The 16,382-nt window shown below is 72.3% G+C and carries 14 protein-coding genes; 12 read left to right on the forward strand and 2 right to left on the reverse strand.

What is annotated here, in order from left to right; translation table 11 throughout:
- Positions 1-61: 61 nt before the first annotated feature.
- From ACSUPT_RS19630 to ACSUPT_RS19665, 8 genes are all read left to right on the forward strand, one after another.
- Positions 62-1,039 carry an ABC transporter permease gene (locus tag ACSUPT_RS19630; RefSeq protein WP_351965662.1) on the forward strand — a complete coding sequence of 326 codons (978 nt, stop codon included), beginning with the start codon at positions 62-64 and terminating at the stop codon, positions 1,037-1,039.
- Positions 1,040-1,049: 10 nt separating this feature from the next.
- Positions 1,050-2,111: an ABC transporter ATP-binding protein gene (locus ACSUPT_RS19635; RefSeq protein WP_351965663.1), complete on the forward strand. Its 1,062-nt coding sequence runs from the start codon at positions 1,050-1,052 to the stop codon at positions 2,109-2,111.
- Positions 2,112-2,125: 14 nt separating this feature from the next.
- Positions 2,126-3,229, forward strand: coding sequence for an ABC transporter ATP-binding protein (locus tag ACSUPT_RS19640; protein WP_351965664.1), 1,104 nt, complete (start codon positions 2,126-2,128; stop codon positions 3,227-3,229).
- A gap of 187 nt (positions 3,230-3,416) precedes the next feature.
- Positions 3,417-5,045 (forward strand): peptide ABC transporter substrate-binding protein, encoded by a 1,629-nt coding sequence (locus tag ACSUPT_RS19645; protein ID WP_351965665.1) that lies wholly within the window; start codon positions 3,417-3,419, stop codon positions 5,043-5,045.
- A gap of 31 nt (positions 5,046-5,076) precedes the next feature.
- The gene (locus ACSUPT_RS19650) at positions 5,077-6,000 is read left to right on the forward strand and encodes an ABC transporter permease (protein WP_351965666.1); all 924 of its coding nucleotides are present in this window, start codon (positions 5,077-5,079) and stop codon (positions 5,998-6,000) included.
- Positions 5,993-7,048 (forward strand): ABC transporter permease, encoded by a 1,056-nt coding sequence (locus ACSUPT_RS19655; RefSeq protein WP_399216896.1) that lies wholly within the window; start codon positions 5,993-5,995, stop codon positions 7,046-7,048. The genes ACSUPT_RS19650 and ACSUPT_RS19655 overlap by 8 nt, the downstream gene beginning before the upstream one ends.
- Positions 7,049-7,060: 12 nt before the next feature.
- Positions 7,061-8,056 carry an ABC transporter ATP-binding protein gene (locus tag ACSUPT_RS19660; RefSeq protein WP_351965667.1) on the forward strand — a complete coding sequence of 332 codons (996 nt, stop codon included), beginning with the start codon at positions 7,061-7,063 and terminating at the stop codon, positions 8,054-8,056.
- Entirely contained in the window at positions 8,043-9,110 is a 1,068-nt protein-coding gene (locus tag ACSUPT_RS19665; protein ID WP_365726359.1) for an ABC transporter ATP-binding protein, read from the forward strand. The genes ACSUPT_RS19660 and ACSUPT_RS19665 overlap by 14 nt, the downstream gene beginning before the upstream one ends.
- A gap of 167 nt (positions 9,111-9,277) precedes the next feature.
- Here ACSUPT_RS19665 and ACSUPT_RS19670 read toward each other — a convergent pair whose 3' ends face one another.
- Positions 9,278-11,506, reverse strand: a complete 2,229-nt coding sequence (locus tag ACSUPT_RS19670) for a prolyl oligopeptidase family serine peptidase (RefSeq protein WP_436945122.1) — start codon at positions 11,504-11,506, stop codon at positions 9,278-9,280.
- Positions 11,507-11,662: 156 nt separating this feature from the next.
- Between ACSUPT_RS19670 and ACSUPT_RS19675 the strand changes: the two genes are divergently transcribed.
- From ACSUPT_RS19675 to ACSUPT_RS19690, 4 genes are all read left to right on the forward strand, one after another.
- A complete protein-coding gene (locus ACSUPT_RS19675; RefSeq protein WP_351965670.1) occupies positions 11,663-11,857 on the forward strand; it encodes a hypothetical protein in 195 nt (64 codons plus the stop codon).
- 74 nt (positions 11,858-11,931) lie between these two features.
- Positions 11,932-12,822: an N-acetyl-1-D-myo-inositol-2-amino-2-deoxy-alpha-D-glucopyranoside deacetylase gene (gene mshB / locus ACSUPT_RS19680; protein ID WP_351965671.1), complete on the forward strand. Its 891-nt coding sequence runs from the start codon at positions 11,932-11,934 to the stop codon at positions 12,820-12,822.
- Complete coding sequence (locus ACSUPT_RS19685) at positions 12,819-13,205, forward strand: DUF6113 family protein (RefSeq protein ID WP_436945125.1); 387 nt, start codon at positions 12,819-12,821, stop codon at positions 13,203-13,205. Before mshB ends, ACSUPT_RS19685 begins: the two co-directional genes overlap by 4 nt.
- A 127-nt stretch (positions 13,206-13,332) precedes the next feature.
- Positions 13,333-15,471 carry a hypothetical protein gene (locus tag ACSUPT_RS19690; RefSeq protein WP_436945126.1) on the forward strand — a complete coding sequence of 713 codons (2,139 nt, stop codon included), beginning with the start codon at positions 13,333-13,335 and terminating at the stop codon, positions 15,469-15,471.
- 69 nt (positions 15,472-15,540) lie between these two features.
- Here ACSUPT_RS19690 and ACSUPT_RS19695 read toward each other — a convergent pair whose 3' ends face one another.
- Positions 15,541-16,377, reverse strand: a complete 837-nt coding sequence (locus ACSUPT_RS19695) for a transglutaminase family protein (RefSeq protein WP_436945127.1) — start codon at positions 16,375-16,377, stop codon at positions 15,541-15,543.
- Positions 16,378-16,382 lie beyond the last annotated feature (5 nt).

Below are 16,382 nucleotides of genomic sequence, written 5' to 3' on the forward strand. Positions count from 1 at the left end.
CGCACCCCCGCGGGCCCCACCCCTCACCGCCCGCCGCTTCCGAAGAGAGCAGCTGCCCGCCATGCTTCAGTTCCTCATCCGCAGGTTGACCGGCGCCGTCGTGATCATGTTCTTGATCGGCGCCTTCACGTTCTTCCTGTTCTACACAATCCCCCAGGACTTCGCCGCCCTCTCCTGTGGCAAGAACTGCTCGCCGGAGAACCTGGCCGTCATCCGGGAGAACCTCGGTCTCGACAAGCCCATCACCACGCAGTTCTGGACCTTCATGGTGGGTATCGTGGCCGGCCGTGACTTCGCGCAAGGGCACTGCGCGGCGCCGTGCCTGGGCATGTCCTTCGACTCGGGCGACTTCGTGTGGGAATCCATCATGGACCGCTTCCCGCTGACCCTGTCGCTCACCGTCGGCGGCCTCGTCATCTTCCTGGTGCTCGGCCTCGGCTCCGGCATGCTCGCCGCCTGGAAGCGCGGCACCAAGGTGGACAAGTTCGTCAGTGGCGCCTCGATGGTGCTCAGCTCGTTCCAGATCTACTTCCTCGGCGCCATCGTGCTCGGCGTCATGGTCTACTCCACCGGCTGGATGGAGAACCCCAGCTACACGCCGTTCACCGAGGACCCGCTCGCCTGGGCCACCGGCCTGCTGATCCCCTGGGCCGTGATGGCGACCATCTTCACCGCCCAGTACACGCGTATGGCGCGCTCGACCATGATCGAGCAGCTCCAGGAGGAGCACGTCCGCACCGCCCGCGCGAAGGGCATGCCGCAGCGGTACGTATTCTTCCGGTACGCCTGGCGCGGTTCGCTGACGCCGATCGTGACGATCATCGGCATGGACCTGAGCGCGCTGCTCGCCGGCGCGGTCGTCACGGAGCAGACCTTCGACCTGGCCGGCATCGGCCGTCTCGCGGTCGACGCCTCGGTGAGCAAGGACCTGCCGCTGACGATGGGCGTGATGCTGTTCGGTGCGTTCTTCATCCTGCTCCTGAACGTCATCGTGGACCTCGCCTACGCCTACATCGACCCGCGCGTGCGCCTCGCCTAGGAGAACGACCGTGACCACACTGACCAAGACCGAAGACAAGCCGGCCCCGACCGGGCCGGAGGCCTTCCTCTCGGTCCGCGACCTGCGCGTGGCCTTCTCCACCGAGGACGGCGTCGTCCGGGCCGTCGACGGGCTCTCTTTCGACATCGAGCGCGGCAAGACGCTGGGCATCGTCGGCGAGTCGGGCTCCGGCAAGTCCGTCACCAACCTGACGGTCCTGGGCCTGCACAACCGCAAGACGACCGACATCCAGGGCGAGATCAACCTGGACGGCCAGGAGCTCACCACCGCCTCCGAGAAGGAGATGGAGAAGCTCCGCGGCAACAAGGTCGCCATGATCTTCCAGGACCCGCTGACCGCGCTCTCCCCGTACTACACGGTGGGCCGCCAGCTGTCCGAGCCGTTCATGAAGCACCGCGGCGCCTCCAAGAAGGAGGCCAAGGACCGTGCCATCGAGATGCTGACCAAGGTCGGCATCCCGCAGCCGAAGACCCGCTTCGACGACTACCCGCACCAGTTCTCCGGCGGTATGCGCCAGCGCGCCATGATCGCCATGGCCCTGATGTGCGACCCCGAGCTGCTGATCGCCGACGAGCCGACCACCGCGCTCGATGTCACCGTGCAGGCCCAGATCCTGGACCTGCTGCGCGACCTCCAGCAGGAGTTCGGCTCCGCGATCATCTTCATCACCCACGACCTGGGCGTCATCGCCAACATGGCGGACGACCTGCTGGTGATGTACGCCGGCCGGGCCGTGGAGCGCGGCAGCGTCCGCGAGGTGCTGCGGGAGCCCAAGCACCCCTACACCTGGGGCCTGCTCAGCTCGATGCCGCGCCTCGGCGGTGACACGAGCGAGGCGCTCGTGCCGATCCCGGGCACCCCGCCGAGCCTGCTGAACCCGCCGGCCGGCTGCCGGTTCCACCCGCGCTGCCGCTTCGTCGACGAGGTCCCCGGTGGCCTCTGCTCGACCGAGCGCCCGCTGCTGGCGGACGGCCGCGCCGCGGCCTGCCACCTCTCGGCGGAGCAGAAGCAGTCCATCTTCATCGATCAGATCAAGCCCCGGCTGGGCTAGGGAGACGCAGAGACATGAGCGAGAACGTCACTCTGCCGCAGCAGCAGGGAGCGAAGCAGCAGCAGGGAGAACCGCTGCTGAAGGTGGAAGGGCTGGCGAAGCACTTCCCGATCTACGGCGGCTTCCCCTTCAAGCGCAAGGTCGGCGCCGTCAAGGCGGTCGACGGCGTGGACCTCACCATGCACGCCGGCGAGTCGCTGGGCCTGGTCGGTGAGTCCGGCTGCGGCAAGTCCACCACCGGCCGCCTGATCACGCGCCTGCTGGAGCCCACCGGCGGCAAGATCGAGTACGCGGGCCAGGACATCACGCACGCCAAGCGCAAGCAGCTGGCGCCGATCCGGTCCGAGATCCAGATGATCTTCCAGGACCCGTACTCGTCGCTGAACCCGCGCCAGACCGTCGGCACGATCATCAAGAGCCCGATGGAGGTCAACGGGATCAACCCGCCCGGCGGCCGCGAGAAGCGCGTGCGCGAGCTGCTGGAGACCGTCGGCCTGAACCCGGAGCACTACAACCGCTTCCCGCACGAGTTCTCCGGCGGTCAGCGCCAGCGCATCGGCGTCGCCCGCGCGCTGGCCCTGCAGCCGAAGCTGATCGTCGCGGACGAGCCCGTGTCGGCGCTCGACGTGTCGATCCAGGCGCAGGTCGTCAACCTGCTGCAGAAGGTCCAGGAAGAGATGGGCATCGCCTTCCTCTTCATCGCCCACGACCTGGCGGTCGTCCGGCACTTCTCGCAGCGCGTCGCGGTGATGTACCTCGGCAAGGTCATGGAGGTCGCCGACCGCGACTCCCTGTACAACCGGCCCCGCCACCCGTACACCCACGCCCTGCTGTCCGCGGTGCCCGAGGCGACGGTCGACGGCCCGCAGCGCGAGCGCATCCGTCTCGCCGGCGACGTGCCCTCGCCGATCAACCCGCCGTCCGGCTGCCGGTTCCGCACCCGCTGCTGGAAGGCCCAGGAGAAGTGCGCGACCGAGGAGCCGCCGCTGGTGCAGCTCTCCGGCAGCACCGAGGGCCACCTGACCGCGTGCCACTTCCCGGAGGAGCCCACCATCAAGGCGGGCAAGGAAGTCGTCATGGACCCCGCCCTGGCATCCCTGGAGTCCGACTCCGAGTGACCCGCGCCCCCCGCGCGTGATCACGCCCCGAAGGCCCCCCGCCCCCGGCGGGGGGCCTTCGCGCGTCCGGCGCGGCGGCGGGAGGGGCCCGTACACCGTTGGGGGTGCGTGGAGTGCGTGGTGTGCCGTATGCGGTGATATTTGGGCCTAAGTCCTGCTCGTGGCCCGAAAGACCAGGAGGCACCCCATGCGCGGAGCCAGCCACCCCACCACGTGGGCCGCCTGTGCCGTCGCCGTCGTCCTCGCGGCCACCGCGACCGCCTGCGGAGGGGGCGGCGGCAGCGGCGGGGGCGACGGTGTCCTCAGCTCCTCCTGGGGCGACCCGCAGAACCCGCTGGAGCCCGCGAACACCAACGAGGTCCAGGGCGGCAAGGTCCTCGACATGGTCTTCCGCGGCCTCAAGCGGTACGACCCGCGAACCGGCCAGGCGCAGGACATGGTCGCCGAGAAGATCGAGACGACCGACTCGCAGAACTTCACCGTCACCCTCAAGCCCGGCTGGACGTTCAGCAACGGCGAGAAGGTCACCGCCAAGTCCTTCGTGGACGCCTGGAACTACGCCGCGCACGTCGACAACAAGCAGAACAACGCCCCGTTCTTCTCCGACATCGTCGGCTACGACGACGTCCACCCCGAGTCCGGCGCCGCCAAGGCCAGGACCATGCGCGGACTGGTCGTCAAGGACGAGCGGACCTTCACCGTGGCCCTGAAGGACAAGTTCTCCACCTGGCCCGACACCCTCGGTTACAACGCCTTCATGCCGCTGCCGCGCGCCTTCTTCACCGACCACGCCGCCTGGCTGGACAAGCCCGTCGGCAACGGCCCGTACACCGTCGAGTCGTACACCAAGGGCAGCGAGATGCGGCTGCGCCGCTGGGACGGGTACAAGGGCCCCGACAAGGCGCAGAACGCCGGCGTCGACCTGCGGGTCTACACCGACAACAACACCGCCTACCAGGACCTCATCTCCGGCAATCTGGACCTGGTCGACGACGTGCCGGCCCAGCAGCTGAAGAACGTGGAGAGCGACCTCGGCGACCGCTACATCAACCAGCCCGCGCTCATCTTCCAGACGCTGGCCTTCCCCCTCTACCGGCCCGAGTGGTCCAAGCCCGGCATGGAGAAGGTCCGCATCGGCATCTCCAAGGCGATCAACCGGGAGCAGATCACCCAGCAGATCTTCCAGAAGACCCGCACGCCCGCCAAGGACTGGACCTCCCCGGCCCTCGGCGAGAAGGGCGGCTACGCGGACCTGTGCGGCGACGCCTGCACCTACGACGCCGCCGAGGCCAAGCGGCTGATCAACGAGGGCGGCGGGCTGCCCGGCGGCCGGATCACCCTCACCTCCAATGTGGACACCGGCTCGCACCGCCAGTGGATGGACGCCGTCTGCAACAGCATCAACAACGTCCTCGGCCGGGGCCCCGTCTGCACCGTCAACCCGGTCGGCACCTTCGCGGACTTCCGCAACCAGGTCACCAGCGCCCGCCTCACCGGCCCCTTCCGCTCCGGCTGGCAGGCCGACTACCCGCTCATCCAGAACTTCCTGGAGCCGCTCTTCTACACCGGCGCCTCCTCCAACTACGGCAAGTTCAGCAACCAGCGCTTCGACGCCCTCATCGACCGCGCCAACGCCGAGTCGGACCAGGCCGCGGCGGTCAGGCACTTCCAGGACGCGGAGAAGATCCTCGCCGCCCAGATGCCCGCCATCCCCCTCTGGTACCAGAACGGCAACGCCGGCTACTCCGAGCGGCTCTCCGACGTGAAGCTCAACCAGTTCAGCGTCCCCGTGTACGACCAGATCAAGGTCGGCTGAGCCACCGCCCGCACCCCCCGGAGGAGGCCACATGGGGCGTTACGTCATCCGGCGGCTGCTCCAGATGATCCCCGTGTTCATCGGGACCACCCTGCTGATCTTCCTCATGGTGTACGCGCTCGGCGACCCCGTCGCGGCCCTGTTCGGCGACAAGGCGCCGGACCCCGCCACCGTCGCCCGCATCCGGAAGGAGCTCCACCTCGACGAGCCGCTGTGGAAGCAGTACCTCCTCTACATGGGGGCGATCTTCCAGGGCGACTTCGGCACCGCCTTCAACGGCCAGCGGGTCACCGAACTGATGGCCTCCGCCTTCCCGGTGACGCTCCGCCTGACCCTCGTCGCCATCGCCATCGAGATCGTCGTCGGCATCACCCTCGGCGTGGTCAGCGGCCTCAAGCGCGGCCGCCCCCTCGACACGGGCCTGCTGATCCTCACGCTCGTCGTCATCTCCGTCCCCACCTTCGTCTCCGGCTACCTCCTGCAGTTCCTCCTCGGCGTGAAGTGGGGCTGGATCCACCCCTCGGTCTCCTCCGAGGCCCGCTTCGACGAGCTGATCCTCCCCGGCGTCGTCCTCGCCCTCGTCTCCCTCGCCTACGTCACCCGCCTCAGCCGCACCTCCATCGCCGAGAACACCCGCGCCGACTACGTCCGCACCGCCGTCGCCAAGGGCCTCCCGCGCCGCCGTGTCATCACCCGGCACCTGCTGCGCAACTCCCTCATCCCCGTCGTCACCTTCATCGGCGCCGACGTGGGCGCCCTGATGGGCGGGGCGATCGTCACCGAGCGGATCTTCAACATCCACGGCGTCGGCTACCAGCTCTACCAGGGCATCCTCCGCAACAACTCGCCCACCGTCGTCGGCTTCGTGACGATCCTCGTGATCGTCTTCCTGGTGGCGAACCTGCTCGTCGACCTGCTGTACGCGGTCCTGGACCCGAGGATCCGCTATGCCTGACCCGTACGAGAGGGGCCCGTACGAGACGGGCCCGCAGGACAAGGACCCCTACGGGAAGAGCCCCTACGAGAACCCGCGCGAGGCGATCGCCCCGACCGGCGCCGGCGGCGCCATGGACCTGGCCATGAGCGAAGCAGAGACCCTCGACAGGCCGGAGACCGAGCCGACCGGCGAGGAGGGCGCCCCGCCCGGCCCCGGCGGCAGGCCCCGCAGCCTGTGGACCGACGCCTGGCACCAGCTGCGCCGCAACCCCGTCTTCATCGTCTCGTCGCTGCTCATCGTCTTCCTGGTGCTCATCGCGATCTGGCCGCAGCTCCTCACCGACACCGACCCCCTCCGCTGCGACCTCGCCAAGTCCCAGCAGGGCTCCGAGCCCGGCCACCCCTTCGGCTACGACACCCAGGGCTGCGACGTGTACGCCCGCACCGTCCACGGGGCCCGCGCCTCCATCACCGTCGGCATCGCGGCCACCCTCGGCGCCGCCCTGCTCGGCAGCCTCCTCGGCGGGCTCGCCGGCTTCTTCGGCGGCTGGAGCGACGCCCTGCTCTCCCGCACCGCCGACATCTTCTTCGGCATCCCCGTCGTCCTGGGCGGCCTGGTCTTCCTCTCCGTCGTCACCAGCACCACCGTGTGGCCGGTCGTCGGGTTCATCGTCCTGCTCGGCTGGCCCCAGATCGCCCGCATCGCGCGCGGCTCCGTCATCACCGCCAAGCAGCACGACTACGTGCAGGCCGCCCGTTCGCTGGGAGCCGGCAGCGGACGGCTGCTGCTGCGGCACGTCGCCCCCAACGCCGTCGCACCCGTCATCGTCGTCGCGACGATCGCGCTGGGCACCTACATCGCCCTGGAGGCCACCCTGTCGTTCCTCGGCGTCGGACTGCGCCCGCCCACCGTCTCCTGGGGCATCGACATCTCCAACGCCGCGCCCCAGATCCGCAACGCCCCCCACATGCTGCTGTGGCCCGCGGGCGCGCTGAGCCTGACCGTGCTCGCCTTCATCATGCTCGGCGACGCCGTACGCGACGCCCTCGACCCCAAGCTGCGCTGAGGAGCCGCCGCCATGCTGCTCGAAGTACGCGACCTCCACGTCGAGTTCCGCACCCGCGAAGGCGTCGCCAAGGCCGTCAACGGCGTCACCTACTCCGTCGGCGAGGGCGAGACCCTCGCCGTCCTCGGGGAGTCCGGCTCCGGCAAGTCCGTCACCGCCCAGGCCGTGATGGGCATCCTCGACATGCCGCCCGGCCGCATCACCGGCGGGCAGATCCTCTTCCAGGGCCGCGACCTGCTCACCCTCAAGGAGGAGGAGCGGCGCAAGGTGCGCGGCGCGCGGATGGCGATGATCTTCCAGGACGCGCTCTCCGCGCTGAACCCGGTCCTCACCGTCGGCGACCAGCTCGCCGAGATGTACACCGTCCACCGGGGCATGTCGAAGAAGGACGCCCGCGCCAGGGCCGTCGAGCTGATGGACCGCGTCCGCATCCCCGCGGCCCGCGAACGCGTCGGCCAGTACCCCCACCAGTTCAGCGGCGGCATGCGCCAGCGCATCATGATCGCCATGGCGATGGCCCTGGAGCCGGAGCTGATCATCGCGGACGAGCCGACCACCGCCCTCGACGTCACCGTCCAGGCCCAGGTCATGGAGCTCCTCGCCGAGCTCCAGCGGGAACTGCGGATGGGCCTGATCCTCATCACCCACGACCTCGGCGTCGTCGCGGACGTCGCGGACCGCATCGCCGTCATGTACGCCGGCCGCATCGTGGAGACCGCGCCCGTCCACGACCTGTACAAGGCACCCGCCCACCCCTACACCCAGGGCCTGCTCGACTCCATCCCGCGCCTCGACCAGAAGGGGCAGGAGCTGTACGCCATCTCGGGCCTGCCGCCCAGCCTCACGGCCATCCCGCCCGGCTGCCCCTTCCATCCGCGCTGCCCCCGCGCCCGCGATGTGTGCCGCACCGACGTGCCCCCGCTCTACGAGGTCTCCGACGACCGGCGCAGCGCCTGCCACTTCTGGCGCGAGACCCTCCACAAGGAGCCCGTCGATGCCGTCCGCTGAGCCGATCCTCGAGGTGCGGGAGCTGGTCAAGCACTACCCGCTCACCCGCGGCGTGCTGTTCAAGAAGCAGGTCGGCGCCGTCAAGGCGGTCGACGGGGTCTCCTTCGACCTGCGCCCGGGCGAGACCCTCGGCATCGTGGGGGAGTCCGGCTGCGGCAAGTCGACCGTCGCGAAGATGCTGGTCAACCTGGAGCGGCCGACCGCCGGCGCCATCCGCTACCAGGGCGAGGACATCACACGGCTGTCCGGGCGGGCCCTGAGGGCCGTGCGGCGCGACATCCAGATGGTCTTCCAGGACCCGTACACCTCCCTCAACCCCCGGATGACGGTCGGGGACATCGTCGGGGAGCCGTACGAGATCCACCCCGAGGTCGCGCCCAAGGGCGACCGCCGCCGCCGGGTGCGCGAGCTGCTGGAGGTGGTCGGCCTCAACCCCGAGCACATCAACCGCTACCCGCACCAGTTCTCCGGCGGCCAGCGCCAGCGCATCGGCATCGCCCGCGGCCTCGCCCTCCAGCCGCGCGTGATCGTCGCCGACGAGCCGGTCTCCGCGCTCGACGTCTCCGTCCAGGCGCAGGTCGTCAACCTGCTGGAGCGGCTCCAGGACGAGTTCGGCCTGTCGTACGTCTTCATCGCGCACGACCTGTCGATCGTGCGCCACATCTCCGACCGGATCGGCGTCATGTACCTCGGCCGGATCGTGGAGACCGGCACCGACCGGGAGATCTACGACCACCCCACCCACCCGTACACCCAGGCCCTGCTGTCCGCGGTGCCCGTACCGGACCCGGAGGCGCGGGAGCACCGTGAGCGCATCCTGCTCTCCGGCGACGTGCCGTCCCCGGCGAACCCGCCCTCCGGCTGCCGCTTCCGCACCCGCTGCTGGAAGGCGCGCGAGCGGTGCGCCCTGGAGGTGCCGCTGCTGGCCGTGCCGGCGGTGTTCCGGGACGTCGACAGCCCGGCCCGGCACGACTCGGCGTGCCATTTCGCGGAGGAGATCCATGTCGTACCGGGGGAGCAGCCGCCGCCCCCGAGCGGGGCGACGGCGGTGTGACGCGGGCTGCCCGCCGCCCCGGCCCGCCGCCCGGGGGCGCTTAACAAGCAGGACACCGAGCCGACCCCGTCCCGATATACGGACACGCCACCCTGAAGGGCGTACGGCCGTGCGGGTGCCGTGGACCGGCCGGGACCACACGGCCCCGGCCGGTCGCCCCGCTGCGGCTACGCCGCACCGGGTGAGGTGTCCGGGCCCGCACCGGCTGAGGTGTCCGGGCCCGCACCAGGTGAGGTCTCCGGGCCCGCCGACCGCTCCAGGCCCAGGGAGCGCCGCAGGAAGTCGAGCTGAAGCCGCAGCAGGTTTTCCATGACCGCCTCCTGCGTGGGCATATGGGTGGCGCCCGTCAGCGGCAGCACCTCATGGGGGCGGCCCGCCGCCAGCAGCGCCGAGGACAGCCGGAGGGCGTGTGCGACGACCACGTTGTCGTCCATCAGGCCGTGGATGATCATCATGGGCCTGGCCGGCTCCCGCGCCTCCACCAGCCCGTCGTCCCACACCAGCGAGCTCGCCCGGTAGGCGTCGGGCACATCCTGCGGGCGCCCGCCGAAGTACCGCTCGGCCCAGTGCGTGTCGTACAGCCGCTGGTCCGTCACCGGTGCGCCCACCACGGCCGCGTGGAACACGTCGGGGCGCCGCAGCACCGCGAACCCGGCCAGCCAGCCGCCGAACGACCAGCCCCGGATCGCCACCCGCCCCAGGTCCAGCGGGAAGCGTTCGGCGAGCCCCCGGAGCGCCTCGATCTGGTCGTCCAGCACCGGCGCGAGCCCCGCCGCCACGGCCTTCTCCCAGTCGGGCGACCGGCCCGGCGTGCCCCGCCCGTCCGCCACGACCACCGCGAACCCCTGGTCCGCGAACCACTGGGACGTCAGATACGGGTCGTGCGCGGCCACCACCCGCTGCCCGTGCGGGCCGCCGTACGGGTCCATCAGCACCGGAAGCGGCCCGTCCCCCTCCTCGTACCCGCGCGGCAGCAGCACCGCGCACGGCACCCGCCGCGGCCCCGACACGGTGAGCGCGACGCGCGGCGAGAGGACCGGCGTCTCGGCGTACGAGGCGACCTCGGCCACCCGCTTCCCGTCCCGCAGCACCCGCACCCGCGCCCCCGGCCGGTCCGGCACCGCCGACGCCAGCACGGTCACCGGACCGCCGCGCACCGCCGTGTGCACACCGGGCCCCTCGGAGATCCGCTCCACACCCGACCCGCTCACCCGGTACACATGGATCGCGCCAATTTCCGGATCGGTGGCCGCCTCACCCGCCGAGGCCGAAACCAGTACGTCACCGTCCCCCACGTCCAGTACGCCCCGAATGTGCAACGCGCCGTCCGTGAGCGGGCGGTCGCCCACGACCACGACGCGCGCCCCGCCCTCGTCCGAGACGCGCACGAGCCGCCCGTCCGCCGCCCACGCCGGCGCGCCCGGGATCAGTTCGAGCCACCGCCCGTCCTCCTCGGCCCGCACCAGGCGCGTCGCGCCGGACTCCGCGTCCACCGCCAGATAGTGCTGAGTGCGCTGGTCGCGGGCCTGCACCAGCAGCAGCGGCGCACCCGCCGACGACCAGTGCACCCGCGCCAGGTACGGGAACCGCTCCCGGTCCCAGACGACCTCCGTGCGCCCCGCGCCGTCCACGCCGACCAGGAACAGCCGCACGTCCGCGTTCTCCGTCCCGGCCACCGGGTACGCCACCCGCCGCGGCTCCCGGTCGGGGTGCGCCGGGTCGGAGATCCACCACCGCCGCACCGGCCCGTCGTCCACCCGCGCCACCAGCAGCCGGTCCGACTCCGGCGACCACCAGAAGCCCCGCGAGCGGTGCATCGACTCGGCCGCCGCGTGCTCCGCGAGCCCGTACGCCACGTCCTCGCCCTCGGGCTCGGCGACCGCCCGGTCGGCGCCGTCGCCGCCCTCCACGGGCACCACCCGCAGCGCGCCCCGCGCCACGTACGCCACGAGGCGCCCGTCCGGCGAGGGCCGCGGGTCCACCACCGGGCCCGACACCGCCACCTCCTGCGCCGTCCCGGCGCGCAACTCCGCCACGAACAACCGCCCCGAGAGGGCGAAGGCCGCCAACTCGACGGCCGCGTCCGTGGCATAGCCCACGACACCGCCCGCCATCTCGCGGCCGCGCTCCCGCCGCGTGCGCTCCTCGGGCGACAGGTCCTCCTGCGAACCCCCCAGCAGGAGCGCCGGATCGGCGGCGATCCGCTCACGGGCCGGCCCGTCCCCGTCCAGGTCCATCACGTACAGCCGGTTGACCGGGTCGGCCCCCGAGGGGGAGCGCAGGAAGACGAGCCGCGAGCCGTCGGGCGCCACGGTGAACGACCGTGGTGCGCCCAGGGTGAAGCGCCGCGTACGGGCGTACTGGCGGGGGAAGTTGCGCTGCTGTCGCGAGGTCATGTGACCGAAACTAGCGGCTGTGCGCCCCCCAATGCTGCCGTGCACCGATCGATGCGAGGGAACGGAAAGTTATGATCCGTAGCGCAAGGTGGGTATGAACCTCCTGGCACATGCGCGCTGCCCGTTCCCGACCGACATGTATGGAGGTGAACCGCCGTGGCACTCTCGATTTCGGCGGTGGTGCTGCTGGCGATCGTCGTCTTCCTGCTCATCCGGAAAGCGGGGCTGAAGGCCGGGCACGCCATCGTCTGCATGCTCCTGGGCTTCTACATCGCGAGCTCCTCCATCGCCCCCACCGTCAGCCAGCTGACCACCAGCGTGGCGGGCATGATCGGCAACCTGAAGTTCTAGGCCCCCGGTCAGCGGGCCGCCCCGCCGCGGCCGTGGAGAACCGGCTCCGGGAGCGGACCTCGTAGGGTGTCCGTATGACGGATCTCCCCGCCCGTCGTCTGCTCCTGGTGCACGCGCACCCCGACGACGAGTCGATCAACAACGGCGCCACCATGGCCAGGTACGCGGCCGAGGGCGCCCTGGTCACCCTGGTGACCTGCACACGGGGCGAGGAGGGCGAGGTCATCCCGCCCGGCCTCGCCCATCTCGCGCCCGACCGCGAGGACCGGCTCGGACCCCACCGCGTCGGCGAACTCGCCGCCGCCATGCGGGAGCTGGGCGTCACCGACCACCGCTTCCTCGGCGGCCCCGGCCGCTTCCGCGACTCCGGAATGATGGGCCTCCCGCAGAACGACCGCGAGGGGGCCTTCTGGAGCACCCCCGTGGACGCCGCCGCCGCGCACCTGGTGGAGGTCGTCCGGGAGGTCCGCCCCCAGGTCCTGGTGACCTACGACCCCGACGGCGGATACGGCCACCCCGACCACATCCAGGCCCACCGCGTGGCCATGCGCGCCGCCGACCTGGCGGCCGACCCCGCGTACGCGCCCGGCCTGGGCGCCCCGCACACCATCGCGAAGATCTACTGGAACCGGGTGCCCCGCTCGGTTGCCGAGGACGGCTTCGCCGCCCTGCGCGCCGCGACCGACGTCGCCTTCCCCGGCATCGCCGACATCGGGGACGTACCGGGCGTGGTGGACGACGAGCTGGTCACCGCCGAGATCGACGGCACCGCGTACGCCGGCCGCAAGGCAGCGGCCATGCGCGCGCACGCCACCCAGATCGTGGTGCGGGACCGGTTCTTCGCCCTGTCCAACGACCTCGGACAGCCCCTCTTCGAGCGTGAGTTCTACCAGCTGGCGCGCGGTGCGTCGGGCGCTCCGGCGGGGGAGCGGGAGACCGACCTGTTCGCGGGGGTCGCGGTATGAGCACGGTGGTGAAGGCCCTCACCCACGCGGTCCTCGTCGTGCTGGGCGTCCTCGTCGGGCTGGCCGGGGCGCTGTTCCAGGCCGCGTGGCTCCCCGCCGGGCTGCTGCTGGCCCTGCTGGCGACGGCCGCCCTCTTCTACGGGGGCCTGCGCGCCGTCGGAGGGCAGGCGGGCGTCCTGTCGTCCGGAGCGGGCTGGCTGGCCGCCGTCGTGGCGATCGGCTTCGGGCGCGGCGAGGGCGACAAGGTCCTGTGGGGCGGTATGACCGATCTGGTGTTCGTCCTCGGCGGGATGGCGATCGCTGTGATGTGCGCCACCCTCTCGCTGCTGCCGCAACAGCACGGGCGGGGCGGGCCACTTGACGGTGGACGTGCCCGAACTTGAGTCGCATTGCCCGGTGATGTTCCCCTGGCAGGGGGTGGCGCGGTGACCGTGGCCAGTATGGTGGTGCGCGCCGCCGGGCGCCCGTGGGTGTGAGAGCGGGCGGCGGAGCCAACCGGGAGATCCTGCTTTGAGTCGTGAAACTGACACTTCGTCCTCCGGGCCCCAGGGACGTGGCGGAGCCGCGTACCCCTCGGGAACCCCGCCGTACGGGTCGCCCCAGTACCAGGACGCCTCCGGGGCCGGCGCGCCCGCGCAGCCGGAGGAGAAGAAGACCGAGACGACCCTGACCACCCGCATCCGGATCAACATTCCGGGGTCGCGGCCCATCCCGCCGGTCGTCGTGCGCAAGCCGGTGAACGGCGGCGGCCAGGACGCTCCCGCCGACGAGCCGGAGCAGGAGAGCCCCGCCGAGCGGACGGCCCAGACGCCCCGCCCGGACATGGACGACCCGGCGCCGGGCGCCGCCGTACGGGAGAAGCCCACCAGCGACTGGTTCGCACCGCGCAAGGCGCCCACCGCCGCGCCCGCCGATGCCACCGCCGAGGGTCCGGCAGCGCCCGACGCGGGCCCGGCCGCCGGTCCCGGCCCGGCCGCCGCGCCCGGCGCGGGCACCGACGGGTCCCCGGTGACCGGCGCGGCCACCGGCCCTGCCCCGGGCGCGGGCGGCAACGGCGCCGGATACGCCGCGACGTCCGCCGCCTCCGGCGATGGCGCGCCCGGCGGTCCGCAGACCCGGCCCCGGGACGGCGCCGGTGCCCCCGGCATGCCCCACTTCTCCGACGCGCCCGGCGGCCCCGGCGCCTCGGGCTCCCCCGCCACCTCGGGCATCTCCGCCCTGGCCGACCTCACGGGCCCGACCGGCCCCGGCGGCTCCCCCGGCCCCTCGGGTCCCACCGGCCCCACCGGCCCCACGTCGGGACCCGCCTTCGGCACCGCCGCGCTGCGCGCCACCGGAGGTGCCGCCGCCACGGCCCCCCGGACCGGACCGGCGCCCGCGCCGGGCGGCGGCATGTCCGACGACACCGCGATCCTCACCCCGCAGAAGCCCCACCCGGCCCCCGAGCCGCACCCCGGCCCGCCGCCCGGCCAGGTCTCGGGCGACACGCTCACCAGCGGCATCCCCGTCGTCTCGCAGGACGATCTCGACGCGCCCGCGCCGTCGCCGTTCCCGATGTCCGGCCCCGCCCGCGCGGCCGGACGGCCCGACGGGTACGACGACACGTTCGACGCGTACCCGCCGGCGCTGGACGAGCCCGCTCCCGAGGCGCCCGCGCCCACCCCGCCGCCGGCCACCCGCGCCGCGCCGGCCCCCGCCAAGAAGGGCCGCTCCAAGCTGGTCCTCCTCGCCGTCGGCGTGGTCGTCGCCGCCAGCGTCGCCTACGGCGCCGGGCTGCTCCTCAACCAGGCGGACGTCCCCAAGGGCACCACCGTGCTCGGAGTGGACATCGGCGGCTCCACCAAGGAGGAGGCCGTCCAGAAGCTGGACGCCGCGCTGGGCCCCCGCGCCGCGCGGCCGCTCCAGCTGGAGGTCGGCGGGCGCAGCCGCACCCTCGCCCCCGACAAGGCCGGCCTCTCCCTGGACAGCCAGGCGACCGTGCGCGCCGCCGCCGGCAGCGACTACAACCCGGTGACCGTGATCGGCTCCCTGTTCGGCGCCGAGCGGGTCGCCCAGCCGGTGATCCCGGTGGACGAGGAGAAGCTGGGGGTCGCCCTGTCCGGTCTGGGCGGCGGCTCCGGAGCGGTCACCGAGGGCACGGTCAAGTTCGAGCCCGGCAAGGCCGTCCCCGTACCGGGCAAGGCCGGCACGGTGATCGACGTGCGGCGTTCGATGCTCTTCGTCAGGGACGCCTACCGCGCCCAGGTCGAGACCGGCCGGCCGAACGTCGTGGAGCTGCCCGTCGCCACCCGCGAGCCGATGATCCAGCAGGCCGAGATCGACCGGGCCATGCGGGAGTTCGCCGAGCCCGCGATGTCCGGCCTGATCACCATCAAGGCGGGCGGCAAGCAGATCCAGTTCGGCCCGCAGCGGTCCCTGCCGCAGATCCTGTCGATGAAGGCGGTCGGCAACCGCCTGGAGCCGTACTACGACAAGGAGGCCATCAACCGCCTCCTCGACGGCACCTTCGACGGCGTCATGATCACCAAGGGGGACGGCAAGAAGCACCAGCTGTCCGCCGACGACGTGGCGGCGGCGATGCACAAGGCCCTCGTCGGCAAGACGGAGGCCGAGCGCACCGTCACCATCGAACTGGACCCGCAGGGTTGACCGTTCCGCCCCCGGACACGAGGAGGGCCGCCCCCGCCGCGGCGGGAGCGGCCCTCCTCGCGTCGCGCGTCAGTTGAGCCGGGCGCGGGCCGCCCGGGCGCGGGCGCGCAGGGTGGCGGCGGTGGTCGGCTCCACCGCGGCGACCACGTCCGCGTAACGCTCGATCTCCGCGGCCCCCGCCAGGAACTCCCCGCGCTCCACGAGGAGTTGCGCGCGCTCGTAGCACAGCCGCGCCGGGTGGGCGGGCAGCAGCAGCGCCAGCTCCACCGCCCACAGCGCCACGTCGGAGCGCTCGGGCCGGCCGGCCGCCCAGGCGCGGATGTTGTTGAGGATGCGCAGCACCATCTCCAGCGGGTCCGCCGGCAGCAGCATCGAGGGCCGCAGCGGCTCCCCGGTGGCGCCCGCCACCAGCAGCTCCGTGTCCGCCTCGGTCATCGGCCGGCCCCCCGCGAACGGGTCCGCCAGCACCCGCTCGCCCGGGTCCCCGAACCCGACGACGAAGTGCCCCGGCAGCGCCACCCCGTACACCGGCGCGCCCGCCCGCCGCGCCACCTCCATCCACACCACGGACAGCAGGATCGGCAGCCCCCGGCGGCGCCGCAGCACCTGGTGGAGCAGCGACGACTCCAGGCGCCGGTAGTCGCCCGGCGTCCCGTGGAAGTCGTACCGCCCGCCGAGCAGCGAGGCCAGCGCCTCCGCCCAGCCCCGCGGCGTCTTCGGCCCGTACGGCAGGAGGCCGGCCAGCCGGTCCAGCTCGATCTCCGCGGCGTCCATCGCGGCCTGGTCCAGCCCCGGTTCGGCGACGGCGCCGATCAGCAGGCACAGCTCCGCCAGGTCGGGCCGCTCCTCGCGGGCCGCCTCGGCGAACCGGGTCCGCCACGGGTCGGGTGCGGTGTCCTCGTGCATACGCC

The organism is Streptomyces sp. SudanB25_2051, assembly GCF_964272635.1.
Lineage (GTDB): Bacteria > Actinomycetota > Actinomycetes > Streptomycetales > Streptomycetaceae > Streptomyces.